Consider the following 24,762-nt stretch of genomic DNA (forward strand, 5'->3'; position numbering starts at 1 on the left):
TTGATTTTTGTTTTAAAATATTTGAACGAACTTGAAAATAATTAAAAAAAATATGAGTATTTTATATAGGGAACTTAAGAATGCTAAAGACAATTGTTGAATTTAAATTTGATGATTATCAATTATATGACCAAAAAACTTATGCTGATGAAGGTGGTATTTTAGTTCAAAAAACTGAAGATATTGCACAATATATTTTTAGTATATTAAAAAATAGATATCATTTAAATGTAGAGTTATATAGTGAAAGCTGGGGGTGGGAAATTGAGATTCCCTTAGCTGAAATAACGATGTATCTCGGAATTAGTGTTTATGAAGAATATAGTAATGGATTCGCAATTTTTATTTCTCCAAATACTCCGATTTTAAGAAAATTTCTATTTAGAAAAATTGATATTACTCATCATATTATGGTGTTGCAAAATTATATAAATATTATCTTAAAATCGCATCCAGGCATCTATGATGTGATGTGGTGGGAAGAGAATGAATTTCGATGTGTAGCCACGAATTGATGAAAAAAAATTAAGGCTCAAATATTGGGGTAAGTAAAACAAAAATTGTTAAAGACTATATTGGTGAATAGAGGCGATGAGCTTACTATATCTACAATATTAAGTGGTCAGATCAATATGTATAATTCAGCTTGGAAGGGATTACGTAAGTTTTTTTATAATAATCTTCACAACCATGACTATGAAACGACGGTAAGTAAATGCATTAACTATTTTTTAGTTATTTTAATTATTGGTAACGTTGCTGCTGTTTTATTGGAAACAGTAAATGATTTGTACTCAAATTATCGTATTTGGTTTGACTACTTTGAGAATGTTTCAATCGCAATTTTTAGTATTGAGTATTTATTAAGGTTATGGAGTGTTGCAGATCGAGATACGACACAATCCGCATGGAAAACCCGCTTGAATTGGATGAAAAGTGGGGAAGCAATTATTGATTTGATGGCAATTTTGCCAGCTTACCTAAATTTCTTTGTACGAATCGATCTTCGTATGCTTCGGATTTTACGTCTACTTCGTTTATTAAAATTAACACGCTATTTCATCTCACTACAGATATTGTTATGTGTGATTAAACGCGAGAAGGGCTCTTTTCAAGCAGTTATCTTTATTTTAATTATCATGATTATTATGACTGCTTCTGGAATTTATGTGGTTGAAAACAAAGCTCAGCCAGAAGCTTTTAGTTCAATACCTAAATCTATGTGGTGGGCAGTGGTTACCTTAACTACAGTGGGGTATGGCGATGTCACTCCTGTAACTAGCCTAGGAAAGTTATTAGGGGCGCTTATTACTATTTTAGGTGTGGGTATTGCAGCATTGCCTGCTGGTATTTTGGCGTCTGGACTTGCAAATGAGCTTAATCAACGGAATCAGAGATTGGAGCAAGAGTTTCGTGAGCTACTTCAAGCACGAGGTATTGATATTTTACATGATGAAATTGAAATAGAGCGGGTCCGTCAAAAAGTAGGATTGCCAAAAGAGCAAGCGCATAACCTGATTATTCAAATTATGCGTGAAAAAGTATTAGAGGAAGAAGAGACGGTTCGAGAGAAAAAATGTTATTGCCCGCACTGTGGTGGAAAGCTAACTGATTAGAAGTAATAAGTTAGCCTTTTGTTTAATTAAGCTTTTTTGCTGGCTTTTTCTACTGCAAATGCGATAAGTAAGATAATCAGACCGCCAAGGCTTAAAACAAAACCTACCCAGATTGGAGCGATCCAACCCATTTGGTGACTTAGTACCCAGCCCCCTAAAAATGCACCTAATGCATTGGCCATATTAAATGCAGAGTGGTTGAGTGAGGCAGCTAAAGTTTGGGCGTCACCTGCGACATCCATTAGACGAGTCTGTAATGCTCCACCTAACCCCATTACCGTGAGACCAATTAAGAATAAAGATGCGATGGCAGTATAGATATTACTCATTAAAAAACTAGCGACAACAAAAGCGATAGCTGAGCTAATTAATACACCCACTATAGTTTTGTTGAGGTTCTTATCTGCAAGCCATCCTGCCGCTAAACCACCAATAACCATACCTATACCCCAGATAGCTAAAGCGATAGGAACGATTTGGATATTAACTTCTGTGTATTCAGTCAAAATTGGTGAGACATAGCTATAAACTGAAAACATGCCTCCAAAACCGATTGCACCCACTGCTAGTGTTAACCACATGTTGATATTTTTAAGGCCAGCTAATTCAGTTTTTATACTGGCAGTAGCTTGAACTGGGATATTGGGTACAAAGAAACCTACAGCAATTAAAGTGACGAAAGCAATAGTTGCTGAAAACTCAAAACCAGCTCTCCAACCAAAGTTTTGGCCTAACCAAGTTGCTAAAGGAACTCCAATTACAGTTGCGACTGTAAGCCCCATCATCATTTGGGCAACCGCAGAAGCTCTTCTTGATGGACCCGCTAGTTCAGCTGCAACTAATGCACCGACTCCAAAATATGCTCCGTGTGGTAAACCTGCAATGAAACGTGAGATTAAAACAGTTTCAGGTGTATGAGCTAAAGCAGTAAAGGCATTCGCAACACCATAAAAAAGCATTAAGCCGAGCAATAAAGTTTTCCTAGGTACTTTAGCTCCAAGAATTGCGATGATAGGAGCACCAATAACTACACCCAATGCATAGGCACTAATAAAGTGACCAGCTTCAGGTACTGTAATATTTAAATTATTTGCAATTTCCTGAATCAGTCCCATTGCGACGAATTCAGTGGTTCCAATACAAAAACCACCTACAGCGAGTGAGAAAATTGCTAAAAAGAGAGAGTAATGTTGAGGTGTGGAAAGAGGAGATTGCGGGGACGCCATAATAAGTTGAAGCAAGACTCAAAAAGAGAAGTATAAGGGAAAAGAGAACAGAATAATAAAAAACTAAAATATTGAGGGGAAAGTTTGCGTATTTCTTTTTTAGTAAAATTAAATTTATTAATGATAATAAGAATTATTTTTATTTGTGTATACTGTATCCGCTTATATTTTGTCTGAAATTTTAACTTTGCGTATAACAGGATTTTGTAATAATGAATAGATTTCTAATGATGTCACTTGCATTGATATCTACAACAGGCTTTGCTCATGAACCTTATGTAGCTCCTGTAGCTTATAAAACTGAACAAACTCAAGTACCCGTAATTGCTGGTTATGCGGAAGAAGCATTAAATAGTGAATATGCTTTAAAGGATGCTAAGCTTACTGTAATTACACCTAAAAATGAGCTTAAAACCGTCAATTCAGAAGCCCTGAATAAGTCTGCTACTGTTTTTGATGTAGATCTATCTGAAGAAGGCACATACATTGTTCAAACTCAGGCAAATTATCCTTTGAAATATGTATACGACCAAAAAGCATGGCATTTATTTTTTGATATGCCAGCTGATAAAGCTCCACCGAAAGCAGAGCGTGAATATTTGATTCCGACTGACCTTAAAACAAAAACAATTAAAACAGAACAAGTAACACGTGAGTGGATATTGCAGAGTTATCTTTCTAAAGGAAAAGTTTCAGATATTCAACTTCCGAATACACCGATTAAAGTTAGTTTCTCTGTACATCCTAACCAGATTAAAGCTGTTCAACCTATTAAATTAACCATAACTGAAAAAGGGCAACCTTTAGCTTATGCTGAAGTGAATTTAAGAGAAAAGGGTGCAACTGAGAAGCAAGCGCAGCAGTTTAAGGCAGGAAGCAACGGTCAAGTTGAGCTTACGTTTCCAAAAGCTGGAGAGTATTTAGTAGAAGTAACAGCTCCTCTAAATTTGAAATTAAAACCTAAAGATCAGAGCTATACGATTATTAGCTTAAATGTTTTAGCACAATAGTTTTTAGTGTTTTAAAAAAATAGGCCTTTATTAGGCCTATTTTTGTCTTATAGTTTTTAACTACTTTAAAAAATTTTTATAAAATCGTTTTAATTTTCCTTCATTTTTGAATGATACCTAAATTCATACCATGTAAAAATAGTGAAATAAAATTCATGTTGAGACAAACTAACTAATTTTATGTTAAAGTGAATAAAATTCATCAATAAAGATTTGTCGAAAGTTTTATGGAAAAGCAAAGATGAGCTTTATCCATTTATAGATAAATCTGTTTTTTAGGCTTGGGCCCATGTTAGAAATACGCCACCTTAAAACTTTAGTTGCTTTACGTGAGCATGGTTCATTAGTTTCGGCAGCAAATGACCTTTGTTTGACGCCATCTGCTATTTCCCATCAATTAAAAGAATTAGACCATTGGTATGGAGTAGAAGTAGTTAATCGTCGAAGTAGACCTGTTAGTTTTTCTAATGTTGGACAGCGCTTATTAAAGTTAGCAGATGATGTTTTACCACAAATCCAGATTACACATAGTGATATCACACGTATTGTGCATGGACAGACAGGTAGAATTATTTTTTCATCGGAATGCCATAGTTGTTTTGACTGGTTAATGCCTTTATTAAATCAGTATCGCCAGCAATATCCTGACGTCGATTTAGACTTTGCTTCGGGGTTTGAAGCTAATCCACATGAACTCTTACAAAATGCAGAATTTGATTTATTGATTACAGCTGACCCAATCGCGTTAAAAGGAATTGAGTATTTTCCGATTTTTGAATATGAGTCACGGTTAGTCTTATCAAATACTCACCCTTTGGTGCGGGCTGAAAATATTACAGTTCAAGAGTTGGCCGAAGAAGTTTTAATTACTTATCCAGTAGATAAGCACCGTTTAGATATTATGTCTAAACTTTTCATCCCCGCGAATATTCAGCCTAAACAAATACGGACAACAGATTTAACTCAAATGCTTATTCAACTTGTTGCAAGTGGACGAGGTATTGCTGCTTTACCTGATTGGGTGGTGAATGAGTATGAACAAAAGGGATGGGTTACTAGTCGTCGTTTAGATTGTGTTTCTCCTACAGGTTTAAGACGAACTTTATATGCGGGCTACCGAACTGAAGAAAAAGAGAAAAGTTATTTTGAAGGCTTTTTAAAGCAGTTAGAAAAGTTCTCTCTAAAGCGAAACGCTTATTATTCTGGCTAAAAAATAATTTAGCCTAAGTGTTAAAAAGGTGCTTTATTGCACCTTTTTTATGTCAATTTCTTATTTGCCAATGAATAAAGAGAGTAGGCCTGCCGCAATTAGAGGACCGACTGGTACACCACGGAGTAAAGCGACACCAGCAACTGTACCAATGAGTAAACCTGCAACTACGTCAGGTTGGCTCGACATTAGTTTTACTCCGCGACCACCTAGCCAGGCGACTAACAGGCCAATTGCGATAGCCATAATAGACTTAACACTAATAAAGGATTTTAAAATACTCTCTCCACTGAGTTTCCCACTGGCAATTGGAGTGAGTACGCCAATGGTTAAAATAAGAATTCCTAAATTAAGACCATGAGCTTGAATATAAGGGAAAAACTCATTTAATGGTGTGATTTTAACGACAATCAACACACCTGCTGCAATAGTTACAGCTGCATTTTGACTTAATAAGCCGCAGACAAGCAGAACGAGTAGAACAACTAAATTAACATCAAATTGGGCAAGCATGGCGAGCGGAGGGCATTATAAATAAATGGAATTGTATAATATTTAAGACTTGGAATGTGAAAGCTTTAAAAGATACAGCTGATTTCAGCTCTTCTTAATTAAAAATTGAGTGTATATCTCTCAATGATAAGGAGTTTTAATTTTTGGTTACGCTTGGAAACAATGTTATATAAATTAACAAGTTAAAAATTATAGCGTTTAAAAATTATGATATAAAAATAGTCATTACTCATGAGTACGGGATATTTTTATGGACATTATAGATATCAAGATCAAAGATCAGTTTGATAAGATTCATGATGCAAAAGCACAACTAAAGAAAAATTTAGTGGAACATGAAAATGAATCTTTAAAACTAAGCCAACGTATTGAGCATATTATTGTTGATAATGAAATTATTTTGCCTACTACAGAATTATTATTTGAAAGCGAACAGAATGAAAATATTTATCGAGTCGTTGAAGAGTAAGGGTGCGAACTAGTTTAAGTAGATGAAAACAGTAGCGAGTAGTATTTAGTAAAAAATGGAAACTACGTTAAAATAACAGCTTAGTTCTAATGAGAAAACTTCATGCTGCTGGAAAAAATTTTACAATCACAAGGGTTTGGTTCTCGTAAATATTGTCAGCAGTTAATAAAAAACGGATCTGTAAGTATTGATGGAGAGGTTGTAAGTGACCTTAAAAAGCAATTCTCTCCAGAAAATTTAGAATTTTCTCTTTTTGGGGAAACTTATCAATATCGAGAAAAAGTTTACCTTGCGTTAAAGAAACCGAAAGGTTTTGAATGTTCACACCAACCTCACCATCATCAAAGCGTATTTAGCCTTTTACCCGAAATTATGATTCAACGTGGTGTGCAAGCCATTGGCCGTCTAGATCAAGATACAACAGGCTTACTTTTACTTACTGATGACGGTAAATATCTTCAAGCTTTAACTCATCCCCGTAAGCATGTTCCAAAGGTTTATCATGTTACGACTATAGATCCGGTTACACCAGAGCAAATTGAAATGCTGAGCCAAGGTGTAAGCCTACATCAGGAAAAAGGTGTTTTCGCTGCAACGGATATAGCGATATTAGAAACGCATCAATTAACCATGACGATTCATCAAGGTGTTTATCATCAAGTAAAAAGAATGATTGCAGCTGTGGGAAATAAGGTAGAAGCATTACATCGCCATCAAGTCGGGCAATTGGTTTTACCTGAACTTGAAGATGGAGAATGGGTTTATTTATCTGAACAACAAAAACAGCTCGCTCAAAATATCATTTGAGAAAACAATGGAAGGTTTGGAACTCACTATCTCGAATAAATCCCATTTGTTCATATAAACGATGAGATTCATGATTGTTGCTTTGAGTTTCCAAACTAATCCGCAAAGCATTCTCTTGCTTTGCAAATAAGATTGCTGTATCGATTAGCTGTTTAGCAGAACCTTGACGTCGGAAAACAGGCGTAACATATACATCATCTAAAATATAGTAAGTTGAACAAGCAACTGAAGAAAAACCTAAATAGAGTAAAATAAAACCCGTAATTTTATCGTCTTTAATATGAATGAAGAACACACTTTCTCTATTCTCAAAACGTTGTTTTAGGAAGTGAAGTGATTCATTAAAATTAGAAGAGGCCCCATAAAATTGGCGATATTCATCAAATAAAACGGCGAGTTGCTCTAAATCTTCAAAAGTCGCTCGTCTAACGATCATTTGGCACTCCTTGTAACTTATCATTATGTTTTTACAAAGAGAGCATAACGAAAAAAAGAGCTTTTTGACGTTAAAACTTGTTTATAAATGCAACAGTGTTAAGTTTTGTCGCTTTCACCAAGAAGTGCATTCAACTCTTCAAATAAATCTTCATGGTCATCATCTTCAGCTATAGTTGATGAGTTTTGGTTTAATGAAGATGCTTTTGCTTTTCTCAGTTTTAATAATTGTTCCATATTAATATTCTGATTTTCGATAGCAAAAGGAATAGATTTAGTTAATACGACCTGTTTAAAAAAAAGTCGTACTGCTTGGGCAGGGGTAATTCCCAGTTGTTTAAAAACAGCAAAAGCCTGCTTTTTTTCTTGGGAGTCAAGTCGAACCTGATAAACTTCTGTTTTTCGCATGAATAACAAAACCAAATGATTTTAATTTTTAGGAATTTATTTTAAACCATCGCAATGTAATTTCAATGCTTTTTGGCATAAAAAATAATCTTTTTGTCATTACGGTTACATTACAATGTCAATTCAAACTCGGAATTAAAAGACATTCCCTGTTTTGTGAGGGGGTCTGTAAATGAAATATGCTTAGCCAGAAGCTGTAATGGTTCCGAGAAGTCATCCTCAGCTTTGTGCTGAACTACTGGATAAAATGGATCATTTTTAATAGGAATTTCTAAGTAATTAAGATGCACTCGAAGTTGGTGCTGTTTGCCCGTTGTAGGAGTTAAGCGATATTTTGCCCAAATCTGGTTGTGCTCGATAAGCTCAATATCAGTCTGGGTATTGGCTTTCACATTTTCTATAACCTGCATCGTATAAAAAGGATGGCCTTTATCTAAATGCAAATATAATGTTTGAGGAAAATTTAAATCTTTTTTATAAGGTGCAATAGCGTGATAAATTTTATTGACTCGGCGCTCTGCAAATAATTGTTGATAAATACCACGCGATTCAACACGTTTGCAAAATAGAACAACACCCGCGGTTTCGCGGTCTAAGCGATGAATAGGGGTTAAAAATTCATTGCCTGTTTGTTTTTTTAGCCGCACTAAAAGCGTTTCTTGAACATATTGTCCAGTGGGGCTAATTGTTAAAAAATGTGGTTTATCGACCACCAGTAAATCATCATTCTCAAATAAAATCCGATGTTCAAATGGAACGTGGACTTCATAAGCAAGAAATCGATAATAAAAAATATGCGTATTACTTTGGTATGGACTTTCTAATGTTAGTTTTTGTCCATTTGCGCCATATATAAGGCCGTCTTGAAATCTTTGTTCCCATTCTTCAGTTTTAATATGTGGAAAGTGACCACAGAGATACTCATAAATAGTTTGAGCATCTGTTTGCACAGGAAGATAGACTTGACTCGCACTTACTCCATCAATCATGGGTGGTAGAAATTCGTTTGGACTAGACATAAGAAAGTGTGAATATTTAAGAAAATTGATATAAAAAAAGCCAACTTCTAGGGCTTAAGTAGGCTTTTAAGGCAGGGCAATGTTATCATATCGATTATTTTGAATCATGTTATGTGTGCTATGTCGTATTCATTGAAATTGGTCTTAAATCATGAAGAAGATACTGAGCGTTTAGCTCAAGCTTTGGCGCAGCATGTTCAGTCGGGTGTAATTTATTTAATTGGGGACTTGGGCGCGGGTAAAACCACACTTACGCGCTATTTCTTACAGGCTTTAGGTCACAAAGGCTCTGTTAAAAGTCCAACTTATACACTCGTTGAGCCATATAAAATTAATGATAAAGAAATTTTTCATTTTGACTTGTATCGCTTGAATGATCCGTACGAACTTGAATTAATGGGAATCCGTGACTATTTAGATATCACTGATGCGTTATTTTTGTTTGAATGGCCCTCTAAAGGTAGTGATGAAATTCCACAAGCGGATATCATCATTGACATTCAAAAGTCAGATGATGAGTTGAGCCGGTTCGTAACGTTAACTTTACCAACAGAAAATTTGTACCAGACTTTGCAGGAACAGCTTCATGACTGATGAAAAGCTAACACAACGTCGTATTCATACATTAGACGCAGCGTTAGCGAACCAGATTGCAGCAGGTGAGGTGATTGAGCGACCTTCTTCTGTGGTCAAAGAATTATTAGAAAACTCAATTGATGCAGGTGCGACTGAGCTGATTGTACGGATTGCTCAAGGTGGTTCGACTTTAATCGAAATCATTGATAATGGGCATGGTATTCATCCGGATGATTTGGCGCTTGCTGTCATGCGTCATGCCACAAGTAAGATTAAAACTGCTGAAGATTTACATGCGATTGTGAGTTTGGGATTCCGTGGGGAAGCCCTAGCTTCGATTGCTGCTGTATCAAGATTGACTTTGACCAGTAGCCAAGATGAAAGTGGTATTGGCCATCAGGTTGAGGTAAATGGTACAGCATTTGATCATCAAGAGGTACAAGCTGTTGCAGCACAAAAAGGTACTCATATTCGAGTTCAGGACTTATTTTTTAATGTTCCTGCGCGTCGTAAATTCTTAAAAAAACCAACCACTGAATTTGGTCATATTGAAGAAATCGTTCGCCGTCTAGCCCTAACACATTTCGATATACGTTTTGTGCTTGAACATAATGATAATATAAGAATTAATTTACCTATAGCGGATAGCGGAGAGCTACGTTTTCAGCGAGTTCAGCAATTATTAGGCTCACAATTTGTTCAAAATGCATATTGGATTGATGCTGAAAGTATTAGTATGCGTTTATCAGGTTGGCTTGGTCATCCTTCAGATGCACGTGCGCAGGCTGATATGCAATATGTCTATGTAAATGGTCGTATTGTCAAAGATAAAACGATTTCGCATGCGCTACGCATGGCCTATGATGGTATTTTACATGGGCATCAACATTCATCTTATTTACTTTTTTTAGAAGTCGATCCTGAAAATATTGATGTCAATGTTCATCCGACTAAACATGAGATTCGCTTTTTAAATCAAAGAGAAGTGCACGAGTTTGTAAGGCATTATGCAAAAGAAACTCTATCCCAATTTCAGACAGCGAGTGCTGATTTAGCTCAAGCGATGAAAGTAGATGAACAATCAGATTATTCAGTACAGCCGCAGCCTAAATATCAAGAACAATTTTCATTGCACCGAGCAAATGAAACTTTAAATGAAGATAGTGAGCCACAGACTCAGCATGCACCGACTGAATTATTAACTGATTTTAACGCTAGTCGTCCGCAAGCTGTTCACTATGCAGATCAAACACCAAAATATAGTGGTTCTGCTCAATTAAATAATGCTTTAAAAACTTATTTAGCCCCACTTCGTGACCAACCTACTAATTTTTCGGTAAATGAGGTGGTTGAGCCAGTTGCTAAAGTAGATGAATTTCCATTAGGTATCGCAATTGCTCAACTGCATGGAATTTATATTTTAGCGCAGAATACCGAAGGGCTTATTATTGTTGATATGCATGCAGCACATGAACGTATTTTATTACAGCAAATGAAAAATGCTTGGGATAAACCTGAATTTTGGACATCTCAACAACTGCTTATACCTAAGGTGATTTCCATTAGCCGTATGCAAGCCGTTAGAGTTGAAGAGTTAAAACCTCAGCTTGAGCGCTTAGGCTTAGAAATTGATTTATATGGTGATGAGCAAGTTATTGTTCGTGGTGTGCCTGCCATATTACAAAAAGCTGATTTTGAAAATCTTATTCCAGAGCTTTTAAATGATTTAGATCCAAATGATGAAGCACAAGGATTACTTCAAAAAAGAGATGAGTTGTTAGCTGGAATGGCATGTCATGGAGCAGTACGTGCACATCGACAACTCAGTCTTTCAGAAATGAATGCTTTACTTCGTCAAATGGAACAAACCGAATTTGCGAGCCAATGTAACCATGGGCGGCCAACTTGGCGTGCATTCCCATTATCTCAATTAGATAAATTATTTGCTCGAGGAGAGTAGTTTTACATGTCAAATCAATTGCCCGTCATCAATTTAATGGGACCAACTGCGAGCGGAAAAACCGCTTTGGCATGTGAATTATACGAGCGTGGAAATTTTGAGCTAATTTCTGTTGATTCCGCTCTTGTCTATAAAGATATGGATATTGGCACGGCTAAACCAACTCGTGAAGAGCAAGAACTCTATCCTCATCATCTTATTGATATTATTACTCCTCTGGAAGTCTATTCAGCTGCTCAGTTTGTTGAAGATGCATGTAAATTGATTGATGAAATGCATTCACGTGGCAAAACTCCTATTTTAGTAGGAGGGACAATGTTATATTTCAAGGCACTGTTAGAAGGATTGTCTGGTAATTTACCAAGTGCTGATGCTGAAGTTCGAGCTGCAATTGAAGAAAAAGCTCTAAACGAAGGATGGCAGGCAGTTTATGATGAGTTGGTTTCTGTAGACCCTGCTGCCGCTATAAAGTTTAATGTAACTGATAAGCAAAGAATTATTCGGGCACTGGAAGTTTATAAAATTACGGGTGAACCAATTACTAAATTGCAGGCAGAACAACCAAAAAACGTACCATATCGATACATATTTCATAACTACGCTTTACTTCCAGATCGGGTAGAATTACATCAACGCATTGAGCAAAGATTAAGCAAAATGTGGGATATCGGTTTTTTGAGTGAAGTTGAAGCTCTAATTGAAAAATACGATTTAGATGAAAATTTACCCTCAATGCGTTCGGTGGGTTATCGACAAGCACTAGAATTTCTATTAAAAAGTGATCTAAGTCTCAAAAGTAAACGTGAAATGGAGGATAAAGCTTTATTTGCAACACGACAACTTGCCAAACGTCAATATACGTGGTTACGTTCTTTGCAAGAAATACACGATTTTAAAACTTACTTGACGATAAAGCAGGCGAAAGAAGACTTGCGAAACTCTTATGGATAAAGCAAAATTTGCACACTGTCTTTTTATAATTTTTAGTTGAAAAATAAAGATAGTTTTTTTGCGCTGATTTAAAAATTTTTTTTGGAGTTAAAAATGTCTAAAGGTCAAACTTTACAAGATCCGTTCTTAAATTCTCTCCGTAAAGAACGTATCCCTGTTTCTATTTTCCTTGTGAACGGTATTAAATTACAGGGTCATATTGAATCTTTTGACCAATATGTTGTTTTATTAAAAAATACTGTAAGTCAAATGGTTTACAAACACGCGATTTCAACTGTTGTTCCAGCACGTAATCCACGTCCAGCAGGCGCACAAGGTACAGGCTTCCCAGCACAAGGCGGCACTCAAGGCGGTTTTGGTGGTCAAGGTAGCGGCTTTGGCGGCGCTCAAGGTGGCTTCGGTGGCGCTCAAGGCGGCTTCGGTGGCGCTCAAGGTGGCTTCGGTGGTCAAGGTGGTTTCGGTGGTCAAGGCGGTGGCTTTGGTGGTCAAGGTGGCTTCGGTGGTCAAGGTGGCTTCGGTGGTCAAGGTGGCTTCGGTGGTCATCAAGGTGGTTTTGACAACGATTCTAAATTTGAAGATGGTCAAGACGACGAAAATAATCGTTAATTGAAATCTTAAAAAGAAACCAGTCAGACAATGACTGGTTTTTTTATGTGTATTTAAAAGTTGATTCAGAATATTTAACTGGTCATGGAGAATGATTTACCATGATGACTAATTTTATTTAAATAAATAGGGCTTTAATGAATGCTATTAATATTAGCTGCTGCTTTTAGCAGTGTCTTGGTATCTATCCTATTAAAAAATTTAAAGAGAAAAGGTTATCAACCACTACAAATGATTGCATGGAACTATGCAAGCGCAAGTCTTCTTTGTTTTTGGTGGTTTCAGCCTGATATTCAACATGTTTCAATACAACATACGCCTTGGTGGTTAATCTTTGCTTTAGGAATAATTTTACCTAGTATTTTTTTATGTCTTGCTAAATCACTAGAATATGCAGGAATTGTTAAAACTGAACTTGCACAGCGCCTTTCAGTTGTTCTTTCTTTGCTCGCAGCATATTTCTTTTTTCATGAGCAATTTAATGCATTAAAACTATGGGGAATAGGTTTAGGAATTCTTGCAGTCTTACTCGTATTATTTGGGCAAATCAATTCTTCAGCAAATCACCAATCTCGAAAAGCGATCTTTGCTCTTTTAAGTGTATGGTGTGGTTATGCTGCAGTAGATATTCTCTTGAAATATACAAGTAGTTTAGGTCTGCAGTTTACTCTTACTTTAAATCTTATTTTTATTACTGCTTTTATATTGTCGATTTCATATTTATTGCTACAGAAGACTCAAAAGTGGCAGTTTAAAAGTACGATAGCTGGATTAATATTAGGAATACTCAATTTTTCAAATATTGCTTTATATGTAAAAGCTCATATTCTTTTAAAAGATTCACCTGCTATTGTTTTTGCAAGCATGAATATTCTTGTTGTGTTATTTGGAATTGCGAGTGGAGTGATTTTATATAAAGAAAAATTAAAATGGCCTACTATTTTTGGGATCCTTTTAGGAATAAGTGGGGTAGTTTGTTTAGCTAGCGCTATGGCTTGATAGTTCAAGAGAATAGAATCTCTTGAACTATAGAGATTTTTATAAATATGTGAAAATCACTTCATCTGGCAGACGTGATTTAGGAAGCTTAGCATTAAAGTCATTTTCACTGCGATAGCCTAGAGAAACAATCACAGAGCTTCGTAAGCCTTTGTCAGTTAACCCGAGCTCAGTATTTAGAACTTCTTCATCAAATCCACCCATTGGAGTCGCATCGATGCCTTCTAAGCCAGCAGCAAACAGTAGCTGTCCTAAAGCAATGAATGTTTGATTTTCCATCCACCCGAATAAATTTTTCTGTTCATTTCGGTAGAACTCGACGTAGCCATGGCGAGTATCTTTTTGACCTAATTTTGCTTTTTCATCTTTAAAACGGCCACTTAGATCATCTTGCTCAAGTAGTTGATTTAAGTACTCAGATGTAATATCCGTTTTTGTACAGAATACAAGTGTATGTGATGACTCAAGCACTTTAGGGGCATTGTAAGCATACTTTCCTGTTAATGCTTTTGCGATTCGTTCTTTAGCTGCAAGATTGTCTGCAACTACAAAGTGCCAAGGCTGAATATTTACTGAAGAAGGGGTAAAACGTAAAATTTCTAATAATTTATTAATTTTTTCTTGAGGAATTTTCTTTTCAGAATCATATGCTTTTGTTGTATAGCGGCTTTTAACAGAATTCAATAAGTCCATAGGTGTGCTCCATATCAATCTTATGGCAATTGAGAGAATTTAATCTTTGTCATCATACGCTATTTTATTCAAAAACATTTCCTAGGTAGTTTGATAAAGAAATATAATTTCATATAAAGTTTTAGTAGCCTATTGGAAATGATTGATTTAATGCCAACAGATGCAAAGAGTAAGCTGCGGGAAATTAGAATTGTGAAAGCTTTTATCATTTTTGCATTTGTTTTGAGTATTTTGATTTTATACATTGAGTATCACAATCATGCACATATAAGCTGGAAATTTGTATTTATTGCCAGTCTATGTGCGATTTACGATTTTGATTTAAATAACAAAATTAAAGAATTGAAAGTTCAAATAAAAAGTGACTAATTTTTAGTTAATAATTCCAGATAATCAATTCAAGCTGTTGTGTATTTGAAGATGGATCAATTTCCAAAATATAAGCTTGATCTTCACGCCAATCGCCAAGAACAATTCGTTGTTTAGCTTGTACTTGGTGAATTGCAGGGCGATGGGTATGCCCATGAATCAGTATATCTACATCTGTTAAAGCAGAAAGTACAGCTTGCTCATTTACATCCATAATTTCATAGCTTTTTTGCTGTTTATCTGCGGAGCTTCTTTTTCGAAAGCCATTAACCAGTTTAGTACGAAAACTCAGTGGTGTACGACGTAAAAGAGCAACTAAGAGCGGATTTCGAATAATCTTCTTAAATCTTTGATAAGAAATATCATCTGTACATAGGGCATCACCGTGTTCTAAACGGTACTGATGTCCAGCAATATTAAGATAATAAATGTCGGGTAGTAATACACCGTTAAATTTATTAAGGAAAATCTGATTTAAAGCAAAATCACGGTTACCTACTTGGAAGTAAACCCGATTTCCTTTTTTGTTAAAGTCTTTTAATGCCTCAACAATTTCATCAAGCCATGGTGCTGAGTAATCATCGCCAATCCAAGCGTTAAACCAGTCACCTAGAATATAAAGCTGTGTTTGTTTATTTTGATAATGCACCAATAAATCTAAAAACCCTCGAACAAGTCGAGGGTGTTCAGGTGACAAGTGTAAATCAGAGATAAACAGATAAGTCACAGCTTATTCCTAAAATTATTCAGAAATAATTTTAGCAGATTCGATTACAACGTTTTCTAAAGGAACGTCAGCGTGGTAACCACGGTTGCCAGTGCGAACGCCTTTGATCGCTTCAACAACATCCATACCTTCAACAACTTTACCAAATACAGCATAACCCCAACCTTGAGCAGTTTTAGAGGTATGGTTTAAGAAAGAGTTGTTTTTTACGTTAATGAAGAACTGTGCAGAAGCAGAGTGAGGTGCTTGAGTACGTGCCATAGCAATCGTACCAACATCATTGCTTAAACCATTGTCAGCTTCGTTTTCGATAGAATCACGAGTTGCTTTTTCTTTGAAGTTTTCATCCATCCCGCCACCTTGGATCATGAAACCATCAATGACACGGTGGAAAATAACGCCGTCATAAAAACCGTCACGTACATATTCTAAAAAGTTTGCTACTGTTTTTGGTGCTTTTTCAGTATTTAGTTCAAGAACAATACGACCTTTATTGGTGTTTAATTCGACTTGAGGAAAACTCATTACATTAATCTCCTAAACATGGGCTTATGACCATGGGTTTTTGGTTGAGAGAAGCATAAGCAAACTGTAAACTACAAGGCAAGTAAAAAACGTTAAAATCTTTGTGAAAAATGAAGATAGCGTTTAAATTTTTCGAAATTTATCTACAAAGAAGTGATTGATACACTATGAAGCCTAATGATGTTGTCTCGAGCCTGCCTAATAACCCGACACCGAATACTCATGCCTCTGTCGATTCTGCGCAGCAAGAACAACAGGCTGGCTTAGATTTTGTTCGCCAAGTCATTACTGATGATTTGGCTACGGGACGTGCAAAGCAGATCGTAACGCGTTTTCCACCAGAACCAAATGGTTATTTACATATTGGCCATGTAAAAGCGATTTGCTTAAACTTTGGTGTGGCTGAAGAATTTGATGGTTTGTGTAATTTGCGTTTTGACGATACAAACCCTGATGCTGAAGAACAAGAGTATGTTGACGGTATTGCGAATGATGTGAAATGGCTTGGTTTTAACTGGAATGGTGAACCACGCTATGCATCGGGTTATTTTGATCAATTATATGCATGGGCAGTTCAACTTATTGAACAAGGCGATGCATATGTAGATTTACAATCTCCAGAAGAAATTAAGTTAAACCGCGGTAGCTTTGTTGAGCCAGGTAAAAACTCTCCATACCGTGATGCTTCTATTGAAGAGAATCTTGCTCGCTTTGAAAAAATGCGTAGCGGTGAGTTTAAAGAGGGTGAAGCGGTTTTACGTGCCAAGATTGATATGGCAAGTACAAATGTACATATGCGTGATCCGATTTTATATCGCGTATTACATTCAGAGCATCATCAAACTGGCGATAAATGGAAAATCTACCCAATGTATGACTATGCTCATCCATTGTCTGATGCCATTGAAGGAATTACCCATTCGCTTTGTACATTAGAATTCCAAGATCACCGTCCGTTTTATGACTGGATTGTTGAAAAAGTAAAATCTAAAGCTGTTCCACATCAGTACGAATCTTCACGTTTAAACGTGGATTACACCATTACGTCAAAACGTAAATTACGTAAATTGGTGGAAGGTGCGTATGTAAATGGTTGGGATGACCCACGTATGCCAACCGTAGTCGGTATGCGCCGTCGTGGTTTTACTCCTGAAGGCTTACGTGATTTTTGTAAGCGTGTAGGCGTGTCAAAAACTGACGGTATTGTTGATGTTGCAATGCTTGAGTTCTGTATTCGTCAATCTTTAGAAAATACTGCTGCGCGTGGTATGGCTGTTTTAAGTCCACTTAAAGTGACTTTAACTAATTTACCTGAAGATATGGATCTTACGCATGCTCGCCATCCTAATGTTGATATGGGTGATCGTGTGATTCCTTTAACTAAGGAAATCTATATTGATCGTAAAGATTTTGAAGAAGTACCGCCAAAAGGCTTTAAACGTTTAATTCCTGACGGTGAAGTGCGTTTACGTCATGCTTACGTGATTAAATGTGATGAAGTCATTAAAGATGCAAATGGTGAAGTGATTGAACTGAAATGTTCAATTGACCCTGAAACTCTAGGAAAGAATCCGGAAGGCCGCAAGGTTAAAGGCGTGATTCACTGGGTATCTGCAACTAAAGGGATTCCTGCTGAAGTGCGTATTTACGATCGTTTGTTTACTGAAGCTGCACCTGATGCAGATGATGACTTCTTGGCAAATCTTAATCCTGAATCATTAAAAGTGGTACAAGCTGTCATTGAGCCAGCTTTGGCACAAGCGAATCCTGAAGATCGTTTCCAATTTGAGCGTGAAGGCTATTTCGTTGCTGATCAATATGATCATTCACCAGAGAAACCGGTTTTCAACCGTATTCTTGATTTGAAAGATAGTTTCAAGCCTGAGAAAAAGTAAGAGATTGATTATCTCTTACTTTTTCGCAAGACGAACAACATGTTGTGAGTAAACAGCAGATTTAAAAAAGCCCAACTCAGTTGGGCTTTTTATTTAGATGTCTTCTCATATTTTCTTTTTCTTTATGATTAATATCCTTGGCAAATTAGCTTAGGTTGGATTAATCACATAAAAATAAAGAACCAAGATTATAAGGAGAATACATGAAAGCAATAAATAAGTATTGACCGTATTAAAGCTTTTAAGAAATTTCCAGATATCCATAGTAAATCAACGTATATTTTGTGTTACAAATTAATAATACACTGAAAATTTTATTAAATGTTTGTTAAAGGCGAATATAGCACTCTCTTTGTTTGAAAAATAAGCAAGCAATCATACCAAATGGTAAAATTTAGTATCCGCGAACATTAGAATCTTTATAGTTTATCCACCATAACCAATTCTTTTTAAGAATTTTTGAATAACATCAAAAGCAGCATGTTCGAGATTTTGAGCATATTGCTGATTTTCTTCGCGAAGTTTTGGAATTGAAATATTTGCATGGCGAAGTTCACATGTATGACCAATGAGCCATTTCTCAAAATTTTCTTCTGTTGTTTCAATATGAAACTGCAACGCGAGAATATTATTTCCAACTTCAAATGCTTGATTGGTATAAATCTCTGAACTAGCTAATAACACCGCGTTTTCAGGGAGGTCGAAAGTGTCACCATGCCAATGTAGAACATGGACATTATTAAGCAAAGCAGATAATACCTGATTAGCGCGTAAGCTTAAGCTGAGTGGACCCCAGCCAATTTCTTTTTGATGTCCTGCATATACTTTTGCACCAAGTGCATGAGCAATAAGCTGTGCCCCCAAACAAATACCTAGTGTAGGTTTATCTGCTGCTAAACGTTGTTTAAGTAAGGCAATTTCATCTTTTAAAAATGGATAATCTTCAGTTTCATAAACCCCGATTGGGCCACCTAAAATAATAGTTAATCCATCGTGTGCAAAAGCAGCAGTTAAATCATCTACACCCGCTTCAAAATAACGGACGCGGAAGCCAAGTTGATAAAAGACATCTTCTAATGAACCTAGGTCTTCGAAAGCAAGATGCTGAATGGCATAAATAGTTTTTGGGAAGGCGTTTGTTGTGCTCATACAAATGATTCATAGAAGATCAATAGGTGGAGTATAGCGATAAATATAAAGAAGAAAATATCTGTATAAATCGTCAATACCTGAAAATTGATATTTTTCGTTAAGATAATATTGTTATGCAAAGGATTATCTATTTTCCAATAAATCTCTTTGCATATTCCATTGCTTAAAATAATAGCTTTTGAGTTTCTTCAAAATCTATATTTGAAAGTTGATGCTCATCTTTTAGATTAACTCCTGAGAAACCAAGCTGTTTTGATTTTTTCATGAGTGCCATTAACCGTTGTACTGCCACAGGAATACTTAAGCCTGCTGAACGGACATTGGAAATACAATTACGTTTAGCATCGAGGCAGCCTGAATATGCATTCAACGTGTAGTAAATTCCCATACTATCAGGAGAGCTTAAACCCGGACGCTCACCAATGAGCATCACAAGCATGGGTGCCTTAAAGATTTCAGCAACCTCATCACCAAGAGCAACCCGACTGCCTGTCGCAATTGCAATTGGTGCAAGGCTCCAGTTTTCTTGCTGAATGTATTCACTTAGCGCTGTAATAAATGGGATGGCATTCGCTTCAATCGCTCTTGCGGAGAGCCCGTCACCGACCATAATACAAACATCATATGGCTTCGGATTTTCTGCATACTCTTTAATTAAGGCATCTTTTGATGGAGTTGAAAGCTGACGACCTAAATCAGGACGTTTAAGATAAAGTTCTTTATTAGGTGCATTACTTTGTATATGAACACTTTGCAGCTGCCGTTGTGCTAATTGCTCAGACAAATAAGAAACATCCATATCTTGATAAACCGCATCTTTTGCTTGCGCATGCGACAACTGGAACTCAAGTAAGGCTTGTGTTGGGATACTACAACCAGCGCGTCCTAATGCAATGCGGGCATCAGTAAATTGTTTAAGTTTTTCCCACTGATCTTGATGGGTAGAAGATGGATATTGAATATCACGGTTCAGTTTCATGGTGTTCTCCCTAGTTCATGAGCAGACGAGAGAATTGGTCGGGCATGTGGTCTGCCCAACAGATTTGAGAGTTTTGTTGTTTAAAAATACCTTGCTGTTCAAGCCAAGCTGAAAACTCAGGAGCGGGTTTTAAACCGAGGAGTTGTCTTAAATAGAGGGCATCATGGAATGAGGTCGTTTGATAGTTGAGCATGACATCATCTGAACCCGGAATTCCCATAATAAAGTTAATGCCCGCAGCACCAAACAGAGTAAGGAGAACATCCATATCATTTTGGTCAGCATCGGCATGGTTGGTATAACAAATGTCGCAGCCCATCGGTACTCCAAGTAACTTACCGCAGAAGTGATCTTCTAAACCTGCACGTATAATTTGTTTACCGTTAAATAGGTACTCGGGGCCAATAAAGCCGACGACTGTATTTACTAAAAGCGGATTGTATTTACGGGCGACTGCATAAGCACGCGTTTCTAATGTTTGCTGGTCAACGCCGTGATGTGCATTGCTGGATAACGCACTGCCTTGGCCCGTTTCAAAGTACATGACGTTTTGTCCAATGGTTCCGCGCTTGAGTGCAAGTGTGGCTTCATATCCTTCTTGTAGTAAATCGAGTGAAATTCCAAAACCTTCATTAGCTAGTTGGGTACCGGCAATTGATTGGAACATTAAATCAATTGGCACATTTTTTTTAGCCAGTTGAATACCTGAGCTGATATGGGTAAGTACACAAGATTGCGTTGGAATTTGATATTCCTGAATGACATGATCAAGCAATTTTAGTAGCTCTGACAAATTATGAAGATTATCTGTGGCGGGGTTAATGCCAATTACGGCATCACCATTGCCATACATCAAACCATCTAAAATACTTGCAGAAATACCAAGCACATCATCGGTAGGGTGGTTCGGTTGTAAACGGGTAGAAAGATGGCCTTTTAAACCGATCGTGTTGCGAAATTGGGTAATTACCTCACATTTGCTGGCGACATAAATTAAATCTTGATTGCGCATAATTTTGCTGACAGCAGCCACCATTTCTGGAGTTAAACCTGACGCTAAGGCTTTTAAGCTTTGTGCAGTCGCTTCTTCACCAAGTAACCAATTTCGAAAATCGCCTACTGTAAAGTGTGAAATAGGGGCAAAGGCTGCTAGATCATGTTCATCAATAATTAAACGGGTAATCTCATCAGTTTCATAATCGACCACAACCTCATTTAAAAAAATTTTAAGCGGTACATCGGCCAAAGTCATTTGTGCCGCAACATGTTCGGTTGCATCTCTGGCAGCTACACCTGCTAACTCATCGCCTGAACGTAACGGTGTAGCTTTTGCCATCAAGGTCTTCAAGTCAGCAAAGTGATACTGTTGATTGGCGACAATATTGCGATAACTCATAGTTGCATCCTTTTTTATAGTTCTTGTTCTGCGGCTTTAATATTTGCAAACTCTTCTTCTGGTGTACCTTTCACTAAATGATAACGGCTATAGAATAAAAAGTAAGCAATAAATACGATATAAATAGCGGCAGCAATAAACCAAACTTTCGGATTAACAACAAAGCCTGCGACCACAGCAGCGACTGCTAAAATCAGTGCAATGCTTGAAGTGAAGATTCCTCCAGGAGTTTTATAAGGACGAGGCATGTCGGGTTTAGATAGGCGTAGTTTGATGTGAGATAAAAGAATCAATACATAGGAAATGGTGGCACCAAAAACCGCGATTAAAATGAGTGAATCACCTTCTTTGGTGAGTGAAAGCAAGAACCCGATAATACCTGGAATAATAATTGCGAGATAAGGGGCTTTATTTTTATTGGTTAAAGAGAGTGAAGTAGGTAAGTAGCCAGCACGAGAGAGTGCAAAAATTTGACGTGAATAGGCATAGATAATTGAAAAGAAACTCGCGATTAAACCTGCTAAACCAACAAAGTTAACAAAAGTCGCAAGCCAAGTATTGGTGCCATACACTTTAACCAGAGCATCGACGAGGGGAGCGCCAGAGTTTTGTAAATTACTTGCACCCGCTGCACCTGCACCTAAGAATAAAATGAGCATGGCAAAGGCCGTTAAGATGAGCATTGCTCCGATTAAACCGCGTGGCAGGGATTTTGCTGGATCTTTTGCTTCTTCGGCGGCTAATGGCACACCTTCAACTGCAAGGAAAAACCAGATTGCAAAGGGAACTGCGGCCCAGATGCCTAAATAGCCATGAGGTAGAAAACGACTTGCACCAGCTGCTGTGCCAACTGGAATATCAAATAAATTTTGTGTATTAAAGTGTGGAATCATTGCCACAATAAACACAACCAGAGCAACAGCTGCGACAAGCGTAATGGCAAACATGATTTTTAAGGCTTCGCCAGCACCTTTGAGGTGTATGCCCATAAAAATGGCGTAGCAGGCGAGGTAAATCATCCAGCCATTAATGCCAAATAGAGATTCGCAATAACCGCCAATAAATACGGCAATCGCCGCAGGAGCAATTGCGTATTCAATTAAAATAGCTGTTCCTGTTAAATAGCCTCCAAAAGGACCAAAAGCAGCACGGGCAAAACTATAACCGCCACCTGCTGTTGGCATCATGGTGGACATTTCTGACATAGAAAGACATAGGCACAGATACATGATTGCAGCGAGGGCAGTGGCAATAAACATGCCACCCCAACCACCTTGAGCAATGCCGAAGTTCCAGCCAGCAAAATCACCTGATATCACATACGCTACGCCTAAACCAATCAGGAGTAACCAACCAACCGTACCTTGTTTGAGTTGACGCTGAGCAAAATATTCTGCTGATGAAACTTCTGTGCTTGAAGAAATGACGGAAGCTGTTTCTGGTTGATTCATACAATACTCCTGCGAGTGGGTTTGTATGAATCAATGCAAAAGCAATGCCTAAATGAAGCACTTTAGAGAATAGATGGAGCTTTTTTATTCTAGATGATAAAAATTCAAGCTTAACAATAGGAAATAAAGAAGCCAGCAATCTAAATTACTGGCTTCTTATATGATTAGTCATCTTACTTCTTTCTGGTGTTGATAGTTTGGTATCAACTTGGTGCGAAACTTAGAAGAAGCCCATTGGTTTAGTTGAATAACTCACCAACAAGTTTTTAGTTTGTTGATAATGATCTAGCATCATCTTGTGATTTTCACGGCCAATACCAGACTTCTTGTAACCACCAAATGCAGCATGTGCAGGGTAGATGTTGTAGCAGTTTGTCCAGACACGGCCAGCTTCAATAGCACGACCTGCACGATAAGAAATGTGAGCTGAACGTGACCATACACCTGCACCTAAACCATACATGGTGTCATTGGCAATTTTAATTGCATCGTCAAAGTCTTTGAACGTTGTCACAGCAAGTACAGGTCCAAAAATTTCTTCTTGGAAAACTTGCATGCCATTGTGACCTTTAAAAATAGTCGGATCGACATAGTAACCATCGCCTACTTCTTTACGGCCGTTACCACCAAGTAAGAGTTCTGCACCTTCTTCACGACCCGTGTTAATACAACGTAAGATTTTCTCTTGTTGTTGTAGAGATGCTTGAGCACCAATCATCGTTTCAGTATCAAGTGGATGACCAGTTTTAATACGTTTTACACGCTCGACAGCCATCTCTAAGAACTGATCAGCAATGCTTTCTTGTACTAAAGCACGAGAAGGGCAAGTACATACTTCACCTTGGTTTAAGGCAAACATAGCAAAACCTTCAAGCGTTTTTTCTAAGAAGTCATCTTCTTTATCCATGATATCTTCAAAGAAAAGGTTTGGTGACTTACCGCCAAGTTCTAAGGTGACTGGAATAATATTTTCAGTCGCATATTGCATTACCATTTGTCCAGTTTGAGTTGAACCTGTAAATGCGATTTTTGCAATACGTGGGTTTGTCGCTAACGGGCGGCCGACTTCTGAACCGAAACCATTGACAATATTAAGTACACCCGGCGGTAAAATATCTTGGATGAGTTCAGCCACCAACAAAATACCTACTGGCGTTTGTTCAGCTGGCTTAATCACCACACAGTTACCAGCCGCTAAAGCAGGTGCAAGTTTCCATGCTGCCATCAAAATTGGGAAGTTCCATGGAATAATTTGACCAACTACACCGAGTGGTTCATGGAAATGATAAGCAATGGTATCTTCGTCAATTTCAGAGATGCCACCTTCTTGAGCACGAATACATCCAGCGAAATAACGGAAATGGTCAATCGCAAGCGGAAGGTCAGCTGCTAAAGTTTCACGAACTGCTTTACCGTTATCCCAAGTTTCTGCAACCGCAAGCATTTCAAGATTTGCTTCTAAACGATCAGCAATTTTTAAAAGTATATTTGAGCGTACCGTCGGTGATGCTTTATTCCATGTTGCTTTCGCTTTATGTGCTGCATCTAGAGCGAGTTCAATATCTTCGGCACTAGAGCGTGGAATACGTGTGAAAGCTTTTCCATCAACAGGAGATACATTGTCAAAATATGCACCCTTTAAAGGTGCCACCCATTCACCGCCAATAAAATTTTCGTATTGTGATTTAAATTGAACTTTTGAGCCTGGTTGATTTGGATCGATATAGCGCATATAAATATTCCTTTGCTTTTTAGGACTAAAGACTAACA

26 protein-coding genes are annotated in these 24,762 nt (G+C 37.3%); 13 read left to right on the top strand and 13 right to left on the bottom strand.

Annotation, left to right across the window (positions count from 1 at the left end):
- Positions 1–80: 80 nt before the first annotated feature.
- Entirely contained in the window at positions 81–515 is a 435-nt protein-coding gene (locus RMB06_RS10140) for a hypothetical protein (RefSeq protein WP_005068573.1), read from the top strand.
- A 117-nt stretch (positions 516–632) separates the two neighbouring features.
- Entirely contained in the window at positions 633–1,616 is a 984-nt protein-coding gene (locus RMB06_RS10145) for an ion transporter (RefSeq protein ID WP_311079342.1), read from the top strand.
- Between the two features lie 26 nt (positions 1,617–1,642).
- Here RMB06_RS10145 and RMB06_RS10150 read toward each other — a convergent pair whose 3' ends face one another.
- Positions 1,643–2,842 carry an MFS transporter gene (locus RMB06_RS10150; protein WP_119685252.1) on the bottom strand — a complete coding sequence of 400 codons (1,200 nt, stop codon included), beginning with the start codon at positions 2,840–2,842 and terminating at the stop codon, positions 1,643–1,645.
- Positions 2,843–3,054: 212 nt separating this feature from the next.
- On the opposite strand from RMB06_RS10150, the gene RMB06_RS10155 reads away from it, so the two are divergent.
- Together RMB06_RS10155 and RMB06_RS10160 are read left to right on the top strand one after the other, a co-directional pair.
- Entirely contained in the window at positions 3,055–3,852 is a 798-nt protein-coding gene (locus RMB06_RS10155; RefSeq protein ID WP_311079345.1) for a DUF4198 domain-containing protein, read from the top strand.
- Between the two features lie 289 nt (positions 3,853–4,141).
- On the top strand, positions 4,142–5,062 hold the full coding sequence (locus tag RMB06_RS10160; protein ID WP_002122195.1) for a LysR family transcriptional regulator: 921 nt from the start codon (positions 4,142–4,144) through the stop codon (positions 5,060–5,062).
- Between the two features lie 60 nt (positions 5,063–5,122).
- Here RMB06_RS10160 and RMB06_RS10165 read toward each other — a convergent pair whose 3' ends face one another.
- Positions 5,123–5,575, bottom strand: coding sequence for a DUF441 domain-containing protein (locus RMB06_RS10165; RefSeq protein WP_017480868.1), 453 nt, complete (start codon positions 5,573–5,575; stop codon positions 5,123–5,125).
- Positions 5,576–5,825: 250 nt separating this feature from the next.
- On the opposite strand from RMB06_RS10165, the gene RMB06_RS10170 reads away from it, so the two are divergent.
- On the top strand, positions 5,826–6,044 hold the full coding sequence (locus RMB06_RS10170; RefSeq protein ID WP_002122273.1) for a hypothetical protein: 219 nt from the start codon (positions 5,826–5,828) through the stop codon (positions 6,042–6,044).
- A 102-nt stretch (positions 6,045–6,146) separates the two neighbouring features.
- A complete protein-coding gene (locus RMB06_RS10175; protein ID WP_032055701.1) occupies positions 6,147–6,851 on the top strand; it encodes a pseudouridine synthase in 705 nt (234 codons plus the stop codon).
- Here RMB06_RS10175 and RMB06_RS10180 read toward each other — a convergent pair.
- From RMB06_RS10180 to RMB06_RS10190, 3 genes are all read right to left on the bottom strand, one after another.
- Positions 6,844–7,287 (bottom strand): GNAT family N-acetyltransferase, encoded by a 444-nt coding sequence (locus tag RMB06_RS10180; RefSeq protein WP_002122286.1) that lies wholly within the window; start codon positions 7,285–7,287, stop codon positions 6,844–6,846. The two genes, RMB06_RS10175 and RMB06_RS10180, sit on opposite strands and share 8 nt — an antisense overlap.
- 98 nt (positions 7,288–7,385) lie before the next feature.
- Positions 7,386–7,694 (bottom strand): type II toxin-antitoxin system RelB/DinJ family antitoxin, encoded by a 309-nt coding sequence (locus RMB06_RS10185; protein WP_005068595.1) that lies wholly within the window; start codon positions 7,692–7,694, stop codon positions 7,386–7,388.
- A 110-nt stretch (positions 7,695–7,804) separates the two neighbouring features.
- Complete coding sequence (locus RMB06_RS10190; RefSeq protein WP_311079350.1) at positions 7,805–8,713, bottom strand: pseudouridine synthase; 909 nt, start codon at positions 8,711–8,713, stop codon at positions 7,805–7,807.
- Positions 8,714–8,833: 120 nt separating this feature from the next.
- On the opposite strand from RMB06_RS10190, the gene tsaE reads away from it, so the two are divergent.
- The 5 genes from tsaE (at position 8,834) to RMB06_RS10215 (ending at position 13,805) form a co-directional block, all read left to right on the top strand.
- On the top strand, positions 8,834–9,307 hold the full coding sequence (gene tsaE / locus RMB06_RS10195) for a tRNA (adenosine(37)-N6)-threonylcarbamoyltransferase complex ATPase subunit type 1 TsaE (RefSeq protein ID WP_311079352.1): 474 nt from the start codon (positions 8,834–8,836) through the stop codon (positions 9,305–9,307).
- Positions 9,300–11,249, top strand: a complete 1,950-nt coding sequence (gene mutL / locus RMB06_RS10200; RefSeq protein WP_311079354.1) for a DNA mismatch repair endonuclease MutL — start codon at positions 9,300–9,302, stop codon at positions 11,247–11,249. Before tsaE ends, mutL begins: the two co-directional genes overlap by 8 nt.
- Before the next feature lie 6 nt (positions 11,250–11,255).
- On the top strand, positions 11,256–12,200 hold the full coding sequence (miaA, locus tag RMB06_RS10205; RefSeq protein ID WP_068562735.1) for a tRNA (adenosine(37)-N6)-dimethylallyltransferase MiaA: 945 nt from the start codon (positions 11,256–11,258) through the stop codon (positions 12,198–12,200).
- A gap of 93 nt (positions 12,201–12,293) precedes the next feature.
- A complete protein-coding gene (hfq, locus tag RMB06_RS10210; RefSeq protein ID WP_068557462.1) occupies positions 12,294–12,806 on the top strand; it encodes an RNA chaperone Hfq in 513 nt (170 codons plus the stop codon).
- 141 nt (positions 12,807–12,947) lie between these two features.
- On the top strand, positions 12,948–13,805 hold the full coding sequence (locus RMB06_RS10215) for a DMT family transporter (RefSeq protein WP_311079357.1): 858 nt from the start codon (positions 12,948–12,950) through the stop codon (positions 13,803–13,805).
- 39 nt (positions 13,806–13,844) lie between these two features.
- Here RMB06_RS10215 and nfsB read toward each other — a convergent pair whose 3' ends face one another.
- Entirely contained in the window at positions 13,845–14,498 is a 654-nt protein-coding gene (nfsB, locus tag RMB06_RS10220; protein ID WP_311079358.1) for an oxygen-insensitive NAD(P)H nitroreductase, read from the bottom strand.
- Positions 14,499–14,636: 138 nt separating this feature from the next.
- On the opposite strand from nfsB, the gene RMB06_RS10225 reads away from it, so the two are divergent.
- The gene (locus RMB06_RS10225) at positions 14,637–14,867 is read left to right on the top strand and encodes a hypothetical protein (protein ID WP_311079360.1); all 231 of its coding nucleotides are present in this window, start codon (positions 14,637–14,639) and stop codon (positions 14,865–14,867) included.
- A 7-nt stretch (positions 14,868–14,874) separates the two neighbouring features.
- On the opposite strand, the gene RMB06_RS10230 is transcribed toward RMB06_RS10225, so the two are convergent.
- Both RMB06_RS10230 and RMB06_RS10235 read right to left on the bottom strand, forming a co-directional pair.
- Complete coding sequence (locus tag RMB06_RS10230) at positions 14,875–15,594, bottom strand: UDP-2,3-diacylglucosamine diphosphatase (protein WP_311079361.1); 720 nt, start codon at positions 15,592–15,594, stop codon at positions 14,875–14,877.
- A gap of 15 nt (positions 15,595–15,609) precedes the next feature.
- Complete coding sequence (locus RMB06_RS10235; protein ID WP_002122280.1) at positions 15,610–16,119, bottom strand: peptidylprolyl isomerase; 510 nt, start codon at positions 16,117–16,119, stop codon at positions 15,610–15,612.
- 167 nt (positions 16,120–16,286) lie between these two features.
- Between RMB06_RS10235 and RMB06_RS10240 the strand changes: the two genes are divergently transcribed.
- Positions 16,287–18,014, top strand: a complete 1,728-nt coding sequence (locus RMB06_RS10240) for a glutamine--tRNA ligase/YqeY domain fusion protein (protein ID WP_017385407.1) — start codon at positions 16,287–16,289, stop codon at positions 18,012–18,014.
- Between the two features lie 426 nt (positions 18,015–18,440).
- On the opposite strand, the gene RMB06_RS10245 is transcribed toward RMB06_RS10240, so the two are convergent.
- The 5 genes from RMB06_RS10245 to RMB06_RS10265 form a co-directional block, all read right to left on the bottom strand.
- Positions 18,441–19,163 (bottom strand): glutamine amidotransferase, encoded by a 723-nt coding sequence (locus RMB06_RS10245; RefSeq protein WP_311079366.1) that lies wholly within the window; start codon positions 19,161–19,163, stop codon positions 18,441–18,443.
- Positions 19,164–19,329: 166 nt separating this feature from the next.
- Positions 19,330–20,145, bottom strand: coding sequence for an ethanolamine ammonia-lyase subunit EutC (gene eutC, locus RMB06_RS10250; protein ID WP_311079367.1), 816 nt, complete (start codon positions 20,143–20,145; stop codon positions 19,330–19,332).
- Positions 20,146–20,155: 10 nt separating this feature from the next.
- Positions 20,156–21,541: an ethanolamine ammonia-lyase subunit EutB gene (locus RMB06_RS10255; RefSeq protein WP_311079370.1), complete on the bottom strand. Its 1,386-nt coding sequence runs from the start codon at positions 21,539–21,541 to the stop codon at positions 20,156–20,158.
- 14 nt (positions 21,542–21,555) lie between these two features.
- Complete coding sequence (gene eat / locus RMB06_RS10260; protein ID WP_086355341.1) at positions 21,556–22,992, bottom strand: ethanolamine permease; 1,437 nt, start codon at positions 22,990–22,992, stop codon at positions 21,556–21,558.
- 220 nt (positions 22,993–23,212) lie between these two features.
- Positions 23,213–24,724 carry an aldehyde dehydrogenase family protein gene (locus tag RMB06_RS10265; protein ID WP_086355340.1) on the bottom strand — a complete coding sequence of 504 codons (1,512 nt, stop codon included), beginning with the start codon at positions 24,722–24,724 and terminating at the stop codon, positions 23,213–23,215.
- Positions 24,725–24,762 lie beyond the last annotated feature (38 nt).

Origin of the sequence: Acinetobacter sp. V104_13 (assembly GCF_031798995.1) — a bacterium.
GTDB classification, from domain to species: Bacteria; Pseudomonadota; Gammaproteobacteria; order Pseudomonadales; family Moraxellaceae; genus Acinetobacter; species Acinetobacter pittii.

Excerpts from the sequence above, each read along its gene's own strand:
- RMB06_RS10140 (WP_005068573.1), top strand. The coding sequence starts at position 81 with ATGCTAAAGACAATTGTTGAATTTAAATTTGATGATTATCAATTATAT.
- RMB06_RS10145 (WP_311079342.1), top strand. The coding sequence starts at position 633 with ATGTATAATTCAGCTTGGAAGGGATTACGTAAGTTTTTTTATAATAAT.
- RMB06_RS10150 (WP_119685252.1), bottom strand. The coding sequence starts at position 2,842 with ATGGCGTCCCCGCAATCTCCTCTTTCCACACCTCAACATTACTCTCTC.
- RMB06_RS10155 (WP_311079345.1), top strand. The coding sequence starts at position 3,055 with ATGAATAGATTTCTAATGATGTCACTTGCATTGATATCTACAACAGGC.
- RMB06_RS10160 (WP_002122195.1), top strand. The coding sequence starts at position 4,142 with ATGTTAGAAATACGCCACCTTAAAACTTTAGTTGCTTTACGTGAGCAT.
- RMB06_RS10165 (WP_017480868.1), bottom strand. The coding sequence starts at position 5,575 with ATGCTTGCCCAATTTGATGTTAATTTAGTTGTTCTACTCGTTCTGCTT.
- RMB06_RS10170 (WP_002122273.1), top strand. The coding sequence starts at position 5,826 with ATGGACATTATAGATATCAAGATCAAAGATCAGTTTGATAAGATTCAT.
- RMB06_RS10175 (WP_032055701.1), top strand. The coding sequence starts at position 6,147 with ATGCTGCTGGAAAAAATTTTACAATCACAAGGGTTTGGTTCTCGTAAA.
- RMB06_RS10180 (WP_002122286.1), bottom strand. The coding sequence starts at position 7,287 with ATGATCGTTAGACGAGCGACTTTTGAAGATTTAGAGCAACTCGCCGTT.
- RMB06_RS10185 (WP_005068595.1), bottom strand. The coding sequence starts at position 7,694 with ATGCGAAAAACAGAAGTTTATCAGGTTCGACTTGACTCCCAAGAAAAA.
- RMB06_RS10190 (WP_311079350.1), bottom strand. The coding sequence starts at position 8,713 with ATGTCTAGTCCAAACGAATTTCTACCACCCATGATTGATGGAGTAAGT.
- tsaE (WP_311079352.1), top strand. The coding sequence starts at position 8,834 with ATGTCGTATTCATTGAAATTGGTCTTAAATCATGAAGAAGATACTGAG.
- mutL (WP_311079354.1), top strand. The coding sequence starts at position 9,300 with ATGACTGATGAAAAGCTAACACAACGTCGTATTCATACATTAGACGCA.
- miaA (WP_068562735.1), top strand. The coding sequence starts at position 11,256 with ATGTCAAATCAATTGCCCGTCATCAATTTAATGGGACCAACTGCGAGC.
- hfq (WP_068557462.1), top strand. The coding sequence starts at position 12,294 with ATGTCTAAAGGTCAAACTTTACAAGATCCGTTCTTAAATTCTCTCCGT.
- RMB06_RS10215 (WP_311079357.1), top strand. The coding sequence starts at position 12,948 with ATGCTATTAATATTAGCTGCTGCTTTTAGCAGTGTCTTGGTATCTATC.
- nfsB (WP_311079358.1), bottom strand. The coding sequence starts at position 14,498 with ATGGACTTATTGAATTCTGTTAAAAGCCGCTATACAACAAAAGCATAT.
- RMB06_RS10225 (WP_311079360.1), top strand. The coding sequence starts at position 14,637 with ATGATTGATTTAATGCCAACAGATGCAAAGAGTAAGCTGCGGGAAATT.
- RMB06_RS10235 (WP_002122280.1), bottom strand. The coding sequence starts at position 16,119 with ATGAGTTTTCCTCAAGTCGAATTAAACACCAATAAAGGTCGTATTGTT.
- RMB06_RS10240 (WP_017385407.1), top strand. The coding sequence starts at position 16,287 with ATGAAGCCTAATGATGTTGTCTCGAGCCTGCCTAATAACCCGACACCG.
- RMB06_RS10245 (WP_311079366.1), bottom strand. The coding sequence starts at position 19,163 with ATGAGCACAACAAACGCCTTCCCAAAAACTATTTATGCCATTCAGCAT.
- eutC (WP_311079367.1), bottom strand. The coding sequence starts at position 20,145 with ATGAAACTGAACCGTGATATTCAATATCCATCTTCTACCCATCAAGAT.
- RMB06_RS10255 (WP_311079370.1), bottom strand. The coding sequence starts at position 21,541 with ATGAGTTATCGCAATATTGTCGCCAATCAACAGTATCACTTTGCTGAC.
- eat (WP_086355341.1), bottom strand. The coding sequence starts at position 22,992 with ATGAATCAACCAGAAACAGCTTCCGTCATTTCTTCAAGCACAGAAGTT.
- RMB06_RS10265 (WP_086355340.1), bottom strand. The coding sequence starts at position 24,724 with ATGCGCTATATCGATCCAAATCAACCAGGCTCAAAAGTTCAATTTAAA.